This window comes from Luteimonas sp. MC1782, from assembly GCF_014164605.1.
Classification (GTDB): domain Bacteria; phylum Pseudomonadota; class Gammaproteobacteria; order Xanthomonadales; family Xanthomonadaceae; genus Luteimonas.
Genome location: NZ_JACJFT010000001.1, coordinates 1678445 through 1695517 on the forward strand (window position 1 = coordinate 1678445; position 17073 = coordinate 1695517).

A 17073-nucleotide genomic window follows, 5' to 3' on the forward strand; every position below is an offset into this window, starting at 1 on the left:
ACCGCGGGGCCTTTTGCGTTCCGCTCAGCGCTCCCGCTTGCCCGCCGGAATGGTCAGCAGGATCGAGACGATGGCCACGGCGACCATCAGCAGGTTGAAGCCCAGCGCCACCATCGCGGCCTCGCGGATGGCGAGGTTGTCCTGGCGGCCCGCGAAGGTGATCACGCCCTCCAGCCAGCGCACGCCGGCGTCGGTCGCGCCCAGCGCGGCGAAGATCGCGCCCGAGATCGCCACGCCCAGCGCGGCGCCCAGCGACGACGCCATCTTGTAGATGCCCGAGCCGGAGCCCGACTGGTCCATGGGCAGGCTCGACAGCGCCGCGTCGGTCGACGGCGTGGCGTAGAACGCGAGCCCGAGGCCAAACAGCGTGTAGCCGACGATCGCGACGATGCGGTACTGGTCGAGCATGATCTGCGTGGGCATCAGGCAGGCGATCGCCACGCCGGTAATCAGGCAGCCCCAGACCATCGGCTTGCGCGGACCGAACCGCTGCAGCAGCTTCTCGCCGACGCGGATGAAACCGATGATCGCGATCGCGTAGCCCAGGGTCAGCATGCCCGCCTGCTGCGCGCTCATGCCGCCACCCATCTGCACCAGCTGCAGCGACACCAGCTGCATGCCCACCGTGGCGTTGATCAGGAAGTTGGAGATGGTGGCGCCGGTGTAGGTGCGGTTGCCGAACAGGCGGAAATCGACGAAGGCATGGTCGCTGCCGGACTCGATGCGGAAAAACGCGATGCCGGCGATGACCGTAACGGCGATGAGGCCCAGCACCAGCGGGCTGCCCCACCCCAGGGCGCTGCCCTGGGTCACCACCACCTGCAGCGCGAGCATGGCCACGGCGAAGACCAGGATGCCCGCGAAGTCGAAGCGGTAGGCACCGCCGCCAGCCGCCTTGCTTTCAGGCGTGCCGCGTACCAGCCACAGCCCGAGCAGGGCGACGGCCACCGAGAAGAAGAAGATCCAGCGCCAGCCCAGCGTCTGCGCCATCAGGCCGCCGAACAGCGACCCCAGGCCGGCGCCGCCCCAGGACCCGATCGACCACATGCTCACCGCGCGCTGGCGTTCGGCACCATCCCAGTACGCCTTCACCAGGGCGAGGCTGGCGGGCATGATGCAGGCCGCCGACATGCCCTGCACGGCGCGCCCGCCCAGCAGCATCGGCGCGGCCAACGCCCCCGTCGGCGCCAGCCCGACCAGCAGCGAGCCGACGATGCTGAGCACGAAGCCGACGCGCAGGATGCGCATGCGGCCGAGGCGGTCGGCCAGACCGCCCATCACCACGATCAGGATGCCGGAGAACAGCGCGGCCATCGCCACCGCGCTGTTCATGGTGCCCGCGGAGATACCGAGGTCGCGCTGCATGTCCGGCGCGATGTTGAGCGTGGACTGGGCGAACAGCCAGAAGGTCACGACGCCGAGGATCATTCCGAACAGCAGGCGGTCGTTGCCGCGGAACCCGGTCTCCGGGATGTGGACATTTCCCATGACGGCGCTCATGCGGCATCTCCCTTCGTGCTGGCCGTTGGACACAGCCACGCCGATGCCGCGCTCAGCATCGCCTGCAGCCCCGTCTCCAGGGTGGGGTCGAGCACTGGTGCGAACCGTGGCGAGTGGTTGCTTGGAATCCGGTTGAGCGTGCCTTCCGCCTTCGCCTTCGCATGCACCTCGGGATCGGTGCCGCCGACGAACCAGAACACATACGGCACGCCCCAGGTGCGGCCGAACACGCTGAAGTCCTCGCTGGCGGCCATGCGCTTGCTCTCCAGCACCGCGTCGCCGAACTGCGCGCGGAACGCGTCGACGATGCGCGCCGTCGCGGCGTGGTCGTTGTCGGTCAGGGGATAGCTGCTGAGTGTCGTGAACTCCGGCGGCCGTGGCGCGTTGGAGGCATCGCACTCGGCGCAGCAGATGCGCCTGACCGCCTGCAACATGTGCTCGCGCACGCCTTCGTCGTAGGTGCGGATGTTGAGCTTGATGGTGGCATCGTCCGGAATGATGTTTTCCTTTGTGCCGGCCTGCAGCGAGCCGATGGTCAGCACCGCGCTCTCCTGCGGCCCGATCTCGCGCGAGACGATGGTCTGCAGGCGCATCACGGTGGCGGCGGCCATCACCACCGGATCGATCGACGTCTGCGGTTGCGAGCCGTGCGAGCCGCGCCCGAACAGCTGCACCTTGAGGCTGTCGCCGGCGGACAGGATCACGCCTTCGCGCCAACTCACCGTGCCCGCCGCGCCGACCATCACGTGCTGGCCCAGCACCACGTCCGCGCGCGGCAACCCGGCAGCGTCCCAGTCCGCGATCATCGCGTTGGCACCTTCCGCGGTTTCCTCGCCGGGCTGGAACACGATCAACACGGTCCCTTGCCAGGCATCGCGATGCTCCGCCAGCACGCGCGCCGCGCCCAGCATCCAGGCCACGTGCAGGTCATGGCCGCAGGAATGCGCCACGCCCACGCTGCGACCCTCGGTGTCAGTCGCGGTGACGGTGCTCGCGTACGGCAGGCCGGTGTCCTCGGCCATGGGCAGCGCGTCCATGTCGGCGCGCAGCATCACCGTGGGCCCTTCGCCGTTGCGCAGCACGCCGACCACGCCGGTGACGCCGACGCCGCGGGTGACCGCGTAGCCAAGCTTGCCGATGTAGTCGGCGGCAATTCCCGCGGTGCGATGCTCCTGCATCGACAGCTCGGGGTTCCGGTGCAGGTCCTTGTAGATCTCCAGGAGTTCAGGCGCGATCTGCGCGTAGACGCGATCCAGCGCCGCCGTCAGGGAGTTCATGTCTGCCCTCCATCCTGGTTGTGCGCCGAGCGTACACCCGCCATGCGCGCCGCACACCTGCCCGGACAAGGGTCAGGGCGGGTCCGCAGCCCGCCCCGCCGCCGCCCGCCGCTCATCCGAAACCACCTGCCCATCGACCAGGGTGACCGTACGGTCGCAGGTCTCCGACAGGCGCGGATCGTGGGTCACCACCAGCACAGCGCAGCCGTACTGCGCGTTGAAGCGGCGCAGCAGCGTGAACACCTCGGCGGCGGTCTTCGTGTCGAGGTTGCCGGTGGGTTCGTCGGCGAGCAGCAATGCCGGGCGCGTCACCAGCGCGCGGGCGATCGCGACGCGCTGCTGCTGACCGCCGGAGAGCTGGTCGGGATGGCGATCGGCAAACTTCTCCAGCCCCACGTCGGCCAGCAGGCCGCGGGCCATGTCGACCGTTTCCGGGCCGGGCTTGCCGTGGGCGACCATCCACGGCATCAGCACGTTGTCCAGCGCGGTGAACGCGCCGATCAGGTGGTGGAACTGGAACACGAAGCCGATGTGCCGGCCACGCTGCGCGGTGCGCGCCTCGTCGTCCATCGCGCGCGTGGCTTCCCCGCGCAGGTAGAGCTCGCCGGCGGTCGGCGAGTCGAGCAGGCCGATGAGGTTGAGCAGCGTGCTCTTGCCGGAGCCCGACGGCCCGACCAGCGCGGCAAAGTCGGCGCTGTCCAGGCGCAGGTCGATGCCGTGCAACACCTCGACTTCATTGGGCTTGCCGATGTTGTACGACTTGCGCAGTCCTTCCAGGCGCAGCACTTCGCGGGTGTCAGCCACGGATGGCCTCCACCGGGTCGAGCCGCGAGGCGCGCGAGGCCGGCACCAGGGCCGCGCCCACGCCGGCGATGGTCGCCAGCGCCATCGCCGCCGGCACCAGCACGGCCGGCATCGGGATGGTGAAGAGTTTCGGGCCGAAGGTGTTGAACGCAGCCACCAGGCCCCAGCCGGCGAGCGCGCCGAGTGCCGAGCCGACCAGCCCGAGCACCGCGCCCTGCACCAGGAACACCAGCAGCATCTGCCGCCGGCGCGTGCCCATCGCGCGCAGGATGCCGATCTCGCGCGTGCGCTGGGCCACGCTCACCGCCAGCACGCTGGCGATGCCGAGCGCCACCGACATGGCCACGAAGAAGCTGATCATGTTCGTGGACAGGCTCTGCGAGCTGAGCGCGTTCATCAGCTGCGCATTGGACTCCATCCAGCTCTCCGCCTGCAGCCCGGTCAGGCCGCGCACGCGCGACGCCACCCGGTCGGCGCCGAACAGGTCGTCGACGGTCACGTCGATCACGGTCACGCCACCGGGCAGCGCGAGCAGCGACTGCGCCTGCTTCAGGTCGAGGTAGACATAGCGCGCGTCGAGCTCGCGCACGCCGAGTTCGAAGATCCCGGCCACGTTGACGATCGCCTCGCGGCCACCGCCGGCGTCGAGCCGGAGCTTGCCGCCCAGGCGCAGGCCAAGGTCCTCGGCGAGCTGGCGGCCGACCACGGCATTGCCGGAACCGACGTCGAGGCGCCCTTCCACCATGTTGTCGTCAAGCGGGATCACGCGCAGGTAGCGCGCCGGGTCGATGCCCACCAGCGCGACCGACTCCACCGCCTCGCCGCGACGCCCGAACGCAGGCCCCGACACCACCGGCGACACCGCCGCCACGCCGTCAAGGCCGTCGAGCACGTCGCGTGCCTCGAGCCAGTTGTTGATCGGACGCAGCGCCTGCGGGCGCGGATCCTCCAGCACCAGCTGCAGCGTGCCGGCCGGCGCCGGCGCGATGCGGTTGGCCTCGCGCGGCGCCTCCACGCGGATATGCGCCTGCGTGCCGAGCGTGCGCGCGACGATGTTGTCCTGCAGGCCGGCGATGAGTGCGGTCACGAACACGATCACCGCCACGCCCACCGCGATGCCAACCAGGATCAGCAGCGTCTGCGCCCTGCCCTGGCGCATGAAGCGGACGGCGATGGTGGATTCGATCCACACCGCTTCAGTCGAACTTCACCGGCAGCTCGCCGCGCGTGGCGTGTCCGCTGTCGGGCGGCGGCTGGCCGGCGACACGCACGCGGCTGCCATCGCCGGGCAGGTCCGCGGCATCGAGCGCAGCGGCGGCCAGCACGTGGTCGCCGGCGCGCAGCCCCTCGGTGACTTCGCTCATCGCCAACCCCCGCAGGCCGATGCGCACCGTCGTGCGCTGCACGCGGCCGTCGCGCACCAGCAGCACGCTGGCACGGTTCGAGCCGGCATCCGCGTCGAGCAGCGCGTCGTTGGGCACCGCCAACGCGTCCTCGCGGCTGCCGGTGCGGATGGTCGCGGTGACGGTCATGTCCTGGCGCACGAAGTCCGCGGCCGGATCGATGCGCAGGCGCACGTCGACCGTGCCGCGCGAGGGGTCGATGCCCGGCGCCACGTGATGCACGGTGGCCGCGAACGGACGGTCGGGGAACGCATCGGCGATGCAGGTGGCGGGTTGTCCCAGCGCCAGGCGCGCGAGGTTTTTTTCATCAAGCGGCAGCAGGATCTCGCCGGGCGCGTCGCGGGCGATCTCGAGCAGCACATCGCCCGGGTTGACGGTGTCGCCGGCTTCCACGTCGCGCGTGAGCACGGTGCCGGACACGGTGGCCCGGATCACTGCGCGCGCCAGATCGGCGTCGGCCGCGCCAAGGCGCTCGCGCGCCTGCGCCTCGCGCGCGCCGCCGCTCAGCGCAGCGACCGCCACGCGCGCCTGCTCCACGGCTGCACGCGCAGCAACGGCCGCCTGCGCGGCCTGCTCCACGCTCTCGCGCGCCACCAGCTGGCGCTGGCCCAGCTCACGGCGACGCGCGAGTTCGCGCTCGGCCTGGGCAAGTCCGGCGCGCGCCTGGCGCAGGCGCGCCTCGGCATCGGGCCGGTCCGCCTGGCGCAGGGTGTCGAGGGCGGCGCTTGCTTCGGCGCGCCGCGCTTCAAGATCCCGCGCACGCAGCACCACCAGCACGTCACCGGGGGCGACACGATCGCCTTCGATCACCCGGCGTTCGAGCACCAGGCCGGCGATTTCCGCGCCCACCTGCACGCGCGACGGCGCCGCGACCCGCCCGGTGGCGACCACGCTCTGCACCAGCGGGCCGGTGACGACCTCGTACCCCGGCAGCTCCGGGCCACGCAGGCGCCCGAGGCCCCACAGGAGCACCAGCACGACGACCACGGCCGCGGCGACGAACAGCCATTTGTGCCGCGCACTGGTTCCGGTCATGGGCATCCCCGTGGGAAAACGTGATCTTCACCCTGACACACTGCAGGCGCCAGCAGCGGCCAGCATGCAGTTCCGACGCGGCCGCCCGGCACTGCGCCAGGGCCCGCCGCTCACGCGCGGTCGTGCTTGCTCCCGCCCCTGCATGCGGGTGAATCCGGTGCCGCGCCCTGCCCCGCCCACTCGCCCGGCGTGTAGGTGTGCAGCGCCAGCGCGTGGATCTCCGTCATCAGGCCACCCAGCGCCGCATACACTGCCTGGTGGCGGCGCACCGCGGCCAGGCCGGAAAACGCGTCGCTGGCCACGATCGCCTTGTAGTGCGTCTCCAGGCCGCGGCTGTGCATGTGGCTCTCGTCCAGCACCTCGAGATGCGTGGGCGACAGGGCGCCGAGCGCGGCGCGGATGCGGTCTGCCTTGGTGCTCATGCCACCATTATCGCGGAAAGCGCCTGCCGTGCCGCGTTTCACGTGGATTACCGGCACCCGCGATCATCCTGAATCCCATTGCAATGAACTGCCGGAGCACGCGTGCTGTCCATCATCATTCCCGCGCACGACGAGGCTCCGGTCATTGGCGCCACGCTCGACGCTGTCGCGGTTGCCACCCGCGCACTCGGCGCCAGGGTGGACGTGATCGTGGTGGATGATGCCTCGACCGACGCCACCGCGGCGATCGCGCGCGCTCGCGGGGCACGCGTGGTGCAGGTGGACGTGCGCCACATCGCAGCCGCGCGCAATGCCGGTGCAGCCGCCGCCCGTGGCGACCGGATGCTGTTCGTCGATGCCGACACCCTGGTGAACCGGCAGGCCATCGAGGCAGCGATGCAGGCGCTCGATGCCGGCGCCGTGGGCGGCGGCACCGCCGTGCGCTTCATGCGCCCGCTGCCGCTCTACATCCGCCTGCTCGAATCCGCGTCGATCGTGCTGTTCCGCATGTTCGGCGTCACTCCGGGCTGCTTCATCTTCTGCACCCGCGCCGCGTTCGAGGCCGCGGGTGGCTTCGACGAACGCCTGTTCGTGGCCGAGGACGTCGCGTTCGGGCGTGCGCTGGCCACGCAGGGGCGGGTGGCCATCCTGCGCGCTGCGGTGACCACCTCGGCGCGCAAGATGCACACGTACTCGATGGGCGAGAAGGTCCGCTTCACGCTGCGGTTCCTCGCATCGCCCAAGCGCGTCTCGCGCACACGGGATGCCCTGCATTTCTGGTACGGCCCGCGGCGACACGCGCCGGCCGGCCAGCCACCAGAAACGAAACCGGACGCCTGAAAGCCGATCAGGACACTTTTTCCAGAATGATCCAGATGGCGGCCGCGAACGTCATCAGCGCAAACAGCACGCCGCCCCAGCCATTTATTGCCGAAGCCTCTTTCCGCAGCCCGAACCGCAGGAACCCCACCACGAGCGACGGCACCAGCAGCACGATCGCCACCAGCAACCAGCTGTATTCCGGCACGGCATCCTCCTTTCACCGGGCCGGAGCCGGCCCGTGCACCCAGCCTCTCCCATAGACGCGGAGTGGGCCTTGATCCAGGGCAAGACGCCGGGCGGCGATACAATGGCCGTTTCCCGTGAACTGCGCGCCGCCATGACCAACAGCCAGCACCGCAAGCCCCTCCCCGGCACCGATCTCGACTGGTTCGACGCGCGCGAAGCGGTGGACGCCATGCAGGCCGGCGCCTGGGATCGGCTGTCGTACACCGCGCGCGTGCATGCCGAGAACATCGTGCGCCGCGCCGAGCCCGGGCGCGTCGACGACTACCTGCGCCAGCTGGTCGAGCACCGCCGCGACCTCGATTTCCCCTGGTTCCCGGCGCGCGTGGTCTGCCACGACATCCTCGGCCAGACCGCGCTGGTCGACCTGGCCGGATTGCGCGACGCCATCGCCGATGCCGGTGGCGATCCCGCGCAGGTCAATCCGGTGGTGCCGGTGCAGCTGATCGTCGACCACTCGCTGGCGGTGGAGTGCGGTGGCTTCGACCCGGATGCGTTCACCCGCAACCGCGAGATCGAGGACCGGCGCAACGCCGACCGCTTCCACTTCATCGACTGGACCAAGAAGGCGTTCAGGAACGTCGACGTGATCCCGCCGGGCAACGGGATCATGCACCAGATCAACCTGGAGAAGATGTCGCCGGTCGTGTACGTGCAGGACGGCGTGGCGTTCCCGGATACCTGCGTCGGCACCGACAGCCACACGCCACACGTCGACGCGCTGGGCGTGATCGCCGTGGGCGTGGGCGGGCTGGAAGCGGAGAACGTGATGCTGGGCCGCGCGTCGTGGATGCGCACGCCAGAGATCGTCGCCGTGGAGCTGGCCGGCAGGCCCGCGCCCGGCATCACCGCCACCGACGTGGTGCTGGCGCTGACCGAGTTCCTGCGCCAGCAGAAGGTGGTGGGTGCATACCTCGAATTCCGCGGCGAAGGCGCCGCGGCGCTGACCATCGGCGACCGCGCCACGATCTCCAACATGGCGCCCGAGTACGGCGCCACCGCGGCGATGTTCTTCATCGACGACAACACGCTGGACTACCTGCGCCTCACCGGCCGCGAGGACGCGCAGGTGGCGCTGGTCGAAACCTACGCCAAGACCGCAGGCCTGTGGGTGTCGGATCTCGCCAATGCGCAATACGAACGCACGCTGCACTTCGATCTCTCCACCGTCGTGCGCAACATGGCCGGCCCGTCCAATCCGCACCGCCGCCTGCCGGTCAGCGATCTCGCCGAGCGCGGCATCGCCGGCAACCTCGCCGGTGCGCACGCGCAGGAAGCCGAAGGCCTGTTGCCCGACGGCGCGGTGATCATCGCCGCCATCACCAGCTGCACCAACACCTCCAACCCGCGCAACGTGATCGCCGCCGCACTGCTGGCGCGCAACGCCAACGCGCGCGGGCTGGTGCGCAAGCCGTGGGTGAAGAGTTCGCTGGCGCCGGGCTCGCGCGCGGTGCAGCTGTACCTGGAAGAGGCGAACCTCCTCACCGAACTCGAGCAGCTCGGCTTCGGCATCGTCGGCTTCGCCTGCACCACCTGCAACGGCATGTCCGGCGCACTCGATCCGGTGATCCAGCAGGAAGTCATCGACCGCGATCTGTACGCGGTGGCGGTGCTGTCGGGCAACCGCAACTTCGACGGCCGCATCCATCCGTATGCCAAGCAGGCGTTCCTGGCGTCGCCGCCGCTAGTCATCGCCTATGCGATCGCCGGCACCATCCGCTTCGACATCGAGAAGGACGTGCTCGGCGTGGATGCCGACGGCCAGCCGGTGACGCTGAAGGACATCTGGCCCAGCGACGAGGAGATCGACGCGGTGGTCAAGGCCAGCGTCAAGCCGGAGCAGTTCCGCCGCGTGTACGAGCCGATGTTCCGCCTGGTGGTGGACGACGGCACGCGCGTGGATCCGCTGTACGACTGGCGCCCGATGAGCACCTACATCCGCCGCCCACCGTACTGGGAGGGCGCGCTGGCCGGCGCGCGCGCGATGACCGGCATGCGCCCGCTCGCGGTGCTCGGCGACAACATCACCACCGACCACCTGTCGCCCTCGAACGCGATCATGGCCTCGAGCGCCGCCGGCGAATACCTGGCGAAGATGGGCCTGCCGGAAGAAGACTTCAATTCCTATGCCACCCACCGCGGCGACCACCTCACCGCGCAGCGCGCGACCTTCGCCAACCCCAAGCTCCTCAACGAGATGGTGCGCAACGAGGACGGCAGCGTGCGCCAGGGCTCCCTGGCGCGCATCGAGCCCGAGGGCGAAGTGACGCGCATGTGGGAAGCGATCGAAACCTACATGCAGCGCAAGCAGCCGCTGGTCATCATCGCCGGCGCCGATTACGGCCAGGGCTCGAGCCGCGACTGGGCGGCGAAGGGCGTGCGCCTGGCCGGCGTGGAAGTGATCGTCGCCGAGGGCTTCGAGCGCATCCACCGCACCAACCTGGTCGGCATGGGCGTGCTGCCACTGCAGTTCCTGCCAGGCACGAACCGCAACACGCTGGCCATCGACGGCAGCGAGACCTTCGACGTCATCGGTGCGCCAACGCCGGGCGCCACGCTCACCCTGGTCATCCGCCGCCGCGGCGGTGAAGTGCTCGAGGTGCCGGTGACCTGCCGCATCGACTCCGACGAGGAGGCCTCGGTGTACGAGGCCGGTGGCGTGCTGCAGCGCTTCGCGCAGGATTTCCTCGCCTCCTCCAGGGTGGCCTGACATGTCGCACGCTCCCCAGCTCCGCATCCCCGCCACCTACATGCGCGGCGGCACCTCCAAGGGCGTTTTCTTCCGCCTCGAGGACCTGCCCGAAGCCGCGCGCGTGCCCGGCCCGGCGCGCGATGCGCTGCTGTTGCGCGTCATCGGCTCGCCCGATCCCTACGGCAAGCACACCGACGGCATGGGCGGCGCGACCTCGTCGACCAGCAAGTGCGTGATCATCGGGCCGGCCACGCAGCCGGGGCACGACGTGGATTACCTCTACGGCCAGGTGTCGATCGACAGCGCCTTCGTGGACTGGTCCGGCAACTGCGGCAACCTCAGCACCGCGGTCGGCCCGTTCGCGATCGCCAACGGTTTCATCGACCGCGCGCGGCTGCCAGACAACGGTACGGTCGCGGTGCGCGTGTGGCAGAACAACATCGGCAAGACCATCGTGGTGCACGTGCCGGTGGCCAATGGCGAGGTGCAGGAGACCGGCGACTTCGAACTCGATGGCGTGACCTTCCCGGCGGCCGAGATCGTGCTCGAGTTCATCGACCCGTCGGACGACGGCGATGCCGGCGCGCAGCTCCAGAACGGCATGTTCCCCACCGGCAACCTGGTCGACGACCTCGACGTCTCGGGCGTGGGCACGCTCAAGGCCACGATGATCAACGTCGGCATCCCGACCGTCTTCGTCAACGCCGCCGACGTCGGCTACGCCGGCACCGAGCTGCAGGACGCGATCAACGGCGACGCGAAGGCGCTGGCCATGTTCGAGACCATCCGCGCGCACGCCGCCGTGCGCATGGGCTTGATCGACGACATCGCCGCCGCCACCACGCGCCAGCACACGCCCAAGGTCGCCTTCGTGGCGCCGGCCGCGGACTACGTGGCGTCCAGCGGCAAGGCCATCGCCGCCGGCGACATCGACCTCAACGTGCGCGCGCTGTCGATGGGCAAGCTGCACCACGCGATGATGGGCACCTGCGCCGTGGCCATCGGCACGGCGGCGGCGATCCCGGGCACGCTGGTGAATGCCGCGGCCGGCGGCGGAGACCGCAGCGCGGTCCGCTTCGGCCACCCCTCGGGCACGCTGCGCGTGGGCGCCGAGGCGCGCGAGGTGGACGGCCGCTGGACGGTGACCAAGGCCGTCATGAGCCGCAGCGCGCGCGTGCTGATGGACGGCGCGGTGCGGGTGCCCGGGTAGAATCCGCGCCATGGACATCTTCAAGGTCTTCACCATCGAAGCCGCGCACCGGCTTCCCAATGTGCCCGAAGGCCACCAGTGCGCGCGCCTGCACGGGCACTCGTTCCGCATCGAGCTTTGTGTCAGCGGCGAGCCCGGCGACGACAGCGGCTGGATCATGGATTTCGCCGACATCAAGGCGGCCTTCAAGCCGATCCACGCGCAGCTCGACCACTACTACCTCAACGACATCCCAGGGCTGGAAAACCCCACCAGCGAGCGGCTCGCGGCGTGGATCTGGGACCGCCTGAAGCCGGCGCTGCCGCTGCTGAGCGAGGTGGTGGTGCACGAGACCTGCACCTCGGGATGCCGCTATCGTGGCCCCGCAAGTGATTGATATCCATAAGAACTGAACGAGAACCCACCGTTCGTCGGCGTAATGTTGCATCGCAACATAAGCTGGTCTATTGTGCACTGCACAAACCGGCAATCCCTGCCGGACATCAGCAGGAAACCCGCCATGTACCAGAACATCAACGAACAGTTCACCACCGCTGCCCGCCAGTTCGCCGACAGCACCTCGCAGATCAGCCGCCTGGCCCTCGAGAACACCCAGAAGGCGTTCGGCCTGCAGCTGGCCACCTTCGAGCAGAACGCCACCGCCGCGTTCTCGTTCTGGGGCGAGCTGGCCGAGGTGCGTGACGCCGATGGCCTGAAGGCCGCGTGGCCGAAGGGCGCGCAGATTGCCCGCGAGAGCATCGAGCGCTCGGTCAGCGCCAGCCAGGAAGTGTTCGGCCAGACCGTCGCCACCAATGAGGCGATCGCCCAGCTGGCCAAGGGCCAGGTCGAGGCCGCCGCCGCCAAGGCGCAGGAAACCGTGGAAGGCGCCGCCAAGGCCGCGTCGGGCAAGACCCGCAAGTAAGACGCCGACGGCCCCGGCGACAGGGCCAGGCACCGCGCGGCATTTCTCCCGCGTGCGACAGACCCGGCAGTGCGAACTGCCGGGTTTTTTCGTGCCCGCTCCCGCGGGGGCCGGCTCACTCCGCAGCGCGCGGATCCCCGGCGGCGCCTGCCGCGCGCAACAGCGGCAGCACGCGCTCCAGCGGCAGCGCCGGCACCGTGCCGCGATGTCCGCTCATCGTGTCCGCGCGGAACAGCGAGTTGATGATGGCCTCCTCGGTCGCCTCGGCCACGGCGTCGAACAGCGGGGTCATCATGCCGTTGTCCAGCACCACCACGCGGTGGCGTTCCGTATCTTGCGTCCTGCGCGCCTCCAGCGCGGTGGAGAAGGCGATCACGTAGTCCCCGGAGCCGTTGCTCATCGACGATCCGGTGCGACCGACGCCCAGCAGCGCGCGCGTCGCCAGCCGCCGCAGCAGACGGGCATCCAGGGGCGCATCGGTGGCGACCACGATCATGATGCTGCCGTCGCCGGTGGCCAGCGGTGCATCACGTGTCTCCGGCGCCGGGGACGCGCCCGGCCGCAGCGCATCGAGCGCGACGCCACCAATGGTCAGGCGACCGCCGTAGTTGCTCTGCACGAGGACGCCGACTGTATGGCCGCCCGCCGCCTGCGGCAGCTTGCGCGAGCTGGTGCCGATGCCGCCCTTCCAGCCGAAGGCGACGGTTCCGGTTCCGGCACCGATCGCGCCTTCGTCGACGTTGTCCATGGAGGCCGCGTCGAGCGCGGCGTGCACGTGTGCCGGGCGCAGCGCGCGCAGGCGGATGTCGTTGAGGAAGCCGTCGTTGGTCTCGCACACGACCGGGTTCAACGAGCGCACCTCCTCCATGCCCGGCTGCGCGAGCTGCCACGCCACCAGGGCGTCCGCCGCGCGCCAGACGCCCAGCGTTCCGGTCAACAGGATCGGTGTTTCCAGCTCACCCAGTTCCTCGACCTGGGTGGCGCCAACCAGTTTGCCGTAGCCGTTGCCGACCACGATCGCGGCGGGTACGCGGTCGCGGTAGAGGTCACCGGCGTGCGGCAGGATGGCGCTGACGCCGGTGCGGATGCCGTCACCCTCGATGACCGTGGCATGTCCGACGGCCACGCCGTCGACGTCGACGATGGCGTTGCGGGGGCCTGTCGGCAGCAGCCCGATCACGACCCCCGCATCGCGTGCGCGCGGCCGCTCGGCGGCAGCAACCCCTGCGTCGCGCGGATGCGCCACGCCCGCCACCAGCACCAGCATCGCCGCGAACCCCGCCAGCCGCCGCGACCGCCCTCCCTCGATCATCGAAACACTCCTGGTTCGGCCCGTGGCCATATGTCGTGGGACGGAGTGCACCGCGCGAAGCCGCCGGACTCAGTCGAAGATGTTGATGAAGGTGGTGATGATCAGCGCGTTGCTGAAATCGATGAAGAACGCGCCGACCAGCGGCGCCACCAGGAAGGCGCGCGGCGCCGCGCCGTAGCGCTCCACCAGGGTGCGCATCACCGCCATGGCATTGGCGGTGGTGCCGAGCATGAAGCCGATGAAGCCGCCGCCCATGACCGCCGCGTCGTAGTCACGGCCCATCACCCGGAACACCACGCTGCAGAACGCGACCACCATCGCCAGCTGCAGTCCGAGGTTCACCAGCAGTGGCAGCGCCAGGCCCGCCAGCTCCCACAGCTTGAGGTTCATCAGCGCCACCGCCAGGAACAGCGACAGCGAGACGTTGCCGATGAGGTCGGTGGTCGGCACCGACAGGCCGATCCATCCGGTCGCATCGTCGAGGTTGCGGATCAGGGCGCCGACCAGCATCGCGCCGACGTAGGCGGGCAAGGTGATGCCGGTGGCCGAGATCCAGCCGCTGACCCATGCGCCCAGCCACATCGCCACCAGGATCACCACGATGCTCTTCAGCGCGCCAAACTCGCGCTGTGCCTCGGTCTGCGCCGAGCCGCTGGTTTCGTCGACCGGCGCGGCATGGTCGTGGGGCCGGCTGGACACGAGGCCGAAGCGGCGGATCAGCACGGTGATCACCGGCCCGCCAGCCAGACCGCCGAGCACGATGCCGCCCATCGCCGAGGCCACGGCGATGGATTCGGCACCCTGCACCCCGGCCTCCTCGAACAGCGGCGCGAACGCCAGGCCCGTGGCGGGGCCGCCGGTCAGCGTGGTCGAACCGGCCAGCACGCCAAACAGCGGATCCAGGTCGAAGCCGACCGCCACCGCCATGCCCAGCAGGTTCTGCGCGACGGCGAACAGCGACGCCAGCAGCAGGAACACCACCACCTGCCGGCCGCTGATCTTGAGCAGGCGCAGGCTGGCATTGACGCCGACCGTGGTGAAGAACGCGATCATCAGCGGCGCCTGCAGCCCGGTGTCGAGTACGAACAGCGCTTCACCGCGGCCATGCGCGATCCAGGCGGCGATGGCGAACACCAGGCCGCCGATCACCGGTGGCGGCAGGTTGTAGCGCCCGAGCACCGGGATCGCCCTGCAGAGCCCGTAGCCGAGGAACAGTGCGAGCCCGGCAAAGGCCAGGGTCTGGACGGCGTCGAGCTGCAGCATGGTGGCTCCTGGTCAGTGCGTTGCCGCGGGTCGGCGGGCAGCCAGCGGACGTCCGCCACCCCACAGCTGCGGCGATGCCGGCTGCAGCATGCCGTCGCGCATCGCCACCCCTCCGGCATGATCCTCGCGCAGCCACAGCGGTCCGTCGAGGTCGATGAACTCCGCGTGGCGTGCGACATGCCAGGCCGGAGCGATTGCCAGCGAGGAACTGATCATGCAGCCGACCATGATGCCGAAGCCGCCGGCCTGGGCGGCCTGCAGCAGGTCCAGTGCCGCAGTGAGTCCGCCGGTCTTGTCGAGCTTGATGTTGACGACCTGGTAGCGCGCGCGCAGGCGCGGCAGGTCGGCCGCGACGTGGCAGCTCTCGTCCGCGCACAGCCGCGAGACCGACGCGAAGCCCTGCAGTGCATCGTCGGCGGCGGCCGGCAACGGCTGTTCGACCAGGTCGACCCTGGCTTCGGCGAGCACCGGCTGCATCGCGCGCAGCAGCTCGATGTCCCAGCTCTCGTTGGGGTCCACGATCAGCCGCGCCGCGGGCAGCTCGGCGCGGACCGCGCGCACCAGGGCGGCGGGATCGTTGGCGTCCACCTTGACCTTGACCAGGTCCAGGTGGCGCAACCCGGCCGCCGCGCGCGCCATGTTCGCCGGCGTGTCCAGGCTGACGGTCTGCGCGCTGCACAGCGCCGGCAGGGCGTCCGGCTGGCCGAGCATCGCCGCCACCGACATGCCGCGGCGCCGTGCCTCGAGGTCCCAGAGCGCGCAGTCCAGCGCATTTCGCGCCGCACCCGGACCCAGCAGCGCGCACAGCCTGCGGCGGTCCATGCCCGCGGCGATCTCGGTGCGCAACGGTGCGGCCTGCGCGGCCACCGATGCCACGGTCTCGTCGTAGCGTGCATACGGCAGCGATTCGCCGCGGCCCACGTGACGGCCGTCGCTGGCGGTTGCAACAAGGACTTCGGTGGACGTGCGCACCCCGCGCGAGATGCGGAACGGCGCGGAAAGCGGATGGACGGCGGGTTCGAGCGTCAGTCCGGGAAGCATGCCTTCAGCCTGTCGATGATCCGACCGACACCATGGCGCACCGGGTCCTGCGCCGGAAGCCCGAGCTCGTCCTCGACGCGCCGGCAGATGCGCACGGCTTCGTCGTCGTCGAGCCTGGCCGTGTTCAGCGCCACGCCGACCGCCAGCACCGCGGGGTTGGTGAGCCGGGCATGGGCCAGGTTGGCGTCGAGCGTGTCGCGCAGGGACGGCATCGCGAAGTGCGGCAGGCCGCGCATGTGCGGGCGCCCGGGTTCGTCGCACAGCACCAGCGCGTCGGGCTGTGCGCCGTGCAGCAGGCCCATCGAGACGCCGGCGAACGAGGGGTGGAACAACGACCCCTGGCCTTCGATCAGGTCCCAGCCGTTGTCGTCGCGCGCGGGCGACAGCCACTCGATGCCACCGGAGATGAAGTCCGCGACCACCGCGTCGATCGGGATGCCACGGCCGGAAACAAAGATGCCGGTCTGGCCGGTGGCGCGGAAGTCGGCGGTGATGCCGCGCGCGCGCATTTCCGCTTCCAGCACCAGCGTGGTGTACATCTTGCCGCTCGAGCAGTCGGTGCCGACGGTCAGCAGTCGCCGGCCGGCCCGCTTGCGGCCGTTGCCGACCGGGGTCGGGGGTGGCGTGCGTGCGTCGAACAGCTGGCGGCCATTGCGACGGGCGGCCTCGACGATCGGCGGATACGCGGCCAGCTTGTCATGCAGCCCGGAGGCGACGTTCATCCCGGCCTCCAGCGCCGCCACGACATGCTGGACCGCGGCGGGATCGAGGCTGCCGCCTGCGTTGGCCACGCCGACGATCATGGTGTTGGCGCCGGCGGCGCGGGCTTCATCGAAGCCCATCACCGGCAGGTCGATGGTGGCCTTGCAGTCGGGTCCGCGGAACTGGCCCACGCACCACTGCGGGCGGAACTGCGCGAGGCCACGCGCGGTCTTGCCGGAGAGTTCGTCCGGGGCATTGCCCAGGTACAGCAGGTAAGGCGGCGGCCAGCCGGCGGCTTCGGGGGAAACGTCGGGCGGTGAGGTCGGCATGGTGTTGGGCCTGCGGGCGATGCCCTGCGATGGGGTTGCCACCATGTTCGGTGCTGGCCGCACGCGGCGCCACGGAAAACCCGACATGCACGCATAACCCACGGTTATGGCGCCGGC

General features: G+C 70.2%; 16 protein-coding genes. 5 read left to right on the forward strand and 11 right to left on the reverse strand.

Annotation, left to right across the window (positions count from 1 at the left end; all coding sequences use genetic code 11):
* Positions 1-24: 24 nt before the first annotated feature.
* The 6 genes from H5368_RS07850 to H5368_RS07875 all read right to left on the reverse strand — a co-directional run bounded on the left by H5368_RS07850 (position 25) and on the right by H5368_RS07875 (position 6441).
* The gene (locus H5368_RS07850; RefSeq protein ID WP_182823030.1) at positions 25-1500 is read right to left on the reverse strand and encodes an MFS transporter; all 1476 of its coding nucleotides are present in this window, start codon (positions 1498-1500) and stop codon (positions 25-27) included.
* Positions 1497-2777, reverse strand: a complete 1281-nt coding sequence (locus tag H5368_RS07855; protein ID WP_182823032.1) for an amidohydrolase — start codon at positions 2775-2777, stop codon at positions 1497-1499. The genes H5368_RS07850 and H5368_RS07855 overlap by 4 nt, the downstream gene beginning before the upstream one ends.
* Positions 2778-2849: 72 nt before the next feature.
* On the reverse strand, positions 2850-3581 hold the full coding sequence (locus H5368_RS07860; protein WP_182823034.1) for an ABC transporter ATP-binding protein: 732 nt from the start codon (positions 3579-3581) through the stop codon (positions 2850-2852).
* Positions 3574-4773: an ABC transporter permease gene (locus tag H5368_RS07865; RefSeq protein ID WP_343203893.1), complete on the reverse strand. Its 1200-nt coding sequence runs from the start codon at positions 4771-4773 to the stop codon at positions 3574-3576. The genes H5368_RS07860 and H5368_RS07865 overlap by 8 nt, the downstream gene beginning before the upstream one ends.
* Positions 4774-4777: 4 nt before the next feature.
* Positions 4778-6019, reverse strand: a complete 1242-nt coding sequence (locus tag H5368_RS07870; RefSeq protein ID WP_220486514.1) for an efflux RND transporter periplasmic adaptor subunit — start codon at positions 6017-6019, stop codon at positions 4778-4780.
* A gap of 110 nt (positions 6020-6129) precedes the next feature.
* A complete protein-coding gene (locus H5368_RS07875; protein ID WP_182823039.1) occupies positions 6130-6441 on the reverse strand; it encodes a BolA family protein in 312 nt (103 codons plus the stop codon).
* Between the two features lie 102 nt (positions 6442-6543).
* On the opposite strand from H5368_RS07875, the gene H5368_RS07880 reads away from it, so the two are divergent.
* Positions 6544-7281 carry a glycosyltransferase gene (locus tag H5368_RS07880; RefSeq protein ID WP_182823042.1) on the forward strand — a complete coding sequence of 246 codons (738 nt, stop codon included), beginning with the start codon at positions 6544-6546 and terminating at the stop codon, positions 7279-7281.
* 7 nt (positions 7282-7288) lie between these two features.
* On the opposite strand, the gene H5368_RS07885 is transcribed toward H5368_RS07880, so the two are convergent.
* Complete coding sequence (locus tag H5368_RS07885; protein ID WP_182823044.1) at positions 7289-7468, reverse strand: hypothetical protein; 180 nt, start codon at positions 7466-7468, stop codon at positions 7289-7291.
* Between the two features lie 102 nt (positions 7469-7570).
* Between H5368_RS07885 and acnD the strand changes: the two genes are divergently transcribed.
* The 4 genes from acnD to H5368_RS07905 all read left to right on the forward strand — a co-directional run bounded on the left by acnD (position 7571) and on the right by H5368_RS07905 (position 12309).
* Positions 7571-10216: a Fe/S-dependent 2-methylisocitrate dehydratase AcnD gene (acnD, locus tag H5368_RS07890; protein WP_255486390.1), complete on the forward strand. Its 2646-nt coding sequence runs from the start codon at positions 7571-7573 to the stop codon at positions 10214-10216.
* A 1-nt stretch (position 10217) separates the two neighbouring features.
* Positions 10218-11408 carry a 2-methylaconitate cis-trans isomerase PrpF gene (gene prpF, locus H5368_RS07895; protein ID WP_182823046.1) on the forward strand — a complete coding sequence of 397 codons (1191 nt, stop codon included), beginning with the start codon at positions 10218-10220 and terminating at the stop codon, positions 11406-11408.
* A 10-nt stretch (positions 11409-11418) separates the two neighbouring features.
* Positions 11419-11784 carry a 6-carboxytetrahydropterin synthase QueD gene (gene queD, locus H5368_RS07900; protein WP_182823048.1) on the forward strand — a complete coding sequence of 122 codons (366 nt, stop codon included), beginning with the start codon at positions 11419-11421 and terminating at the stop codon, positions 11782-11784.
* A gap of 123 nt (positions 11785-11907) precedes the next feature.
* The gene (locus H5368_RS07905) at positions 11908-12309 is read left to right on the forward strand and encodes a phasin family protein (RefSeq protein ID WP_182823050.1); all 402 of its coding nucleotides are present in this window, start codon (positions 11908-11910) and stop codon (positions 12307-12309) included.
* Between the two features lie 115 nt (positions 12310-12424).
* Here the strand turns inward: H5368_RS07905 and H5368_RS07910 are convergent, their stop codons facing one another.
* The 4 genes from H5368_RS07910 to dgcN form a co-directional block, all read right to left on the reverse strand.
* Positions 12425-13621 carry a P1 family peptidase gene (locus tag H5368_RS07910; protein WP_220486515.1) on the reverse strand — a complete coding sequence of 399 codons (1197 nt, stop codon included), beginning with the start codon at positions 13619-13621 and terminating at the stop codon, positions 12425-12427.
* Between the two features lie 69 nt (positions 13622-13690).
* Entirely contained in the window at positions 13691-14884 is a 1194-nt protein-coding gene (gltS, locus tag H5368_RS07915) for a sodium/glutamate symporter (protein WP_182823053.1), read from the reverse strand.
* Positions 14885-14896: 12 nt separating this feature from the next.
* Positions 14897-15925, reverse strand: a complete 1029-nt coding sequence (gene dgcA / locus H5368_RS07920) for an N-acetyl-D-Glu racemase DgcA (RefSeq protein ID WP_182823055.1) — start codon at positions 15923-15925, stop codon at positions 14897-14899.
* A complete protein-coding gene (gene dgcN / locus H5368_RS07925; RefSeq protein ID WP_255486391.1) occupies positions 15910-17001 on the reverse strand; it encodes an N-acetyltransferase DgcN in 1092 nt (363 codons plus the stop codon). The genes dgcA and dgcN overlap by 16 nt, the downstream gene beginning before the upstream one ends.
* Positions 17002-17073 lie beyond the last annotated feature (72 nt).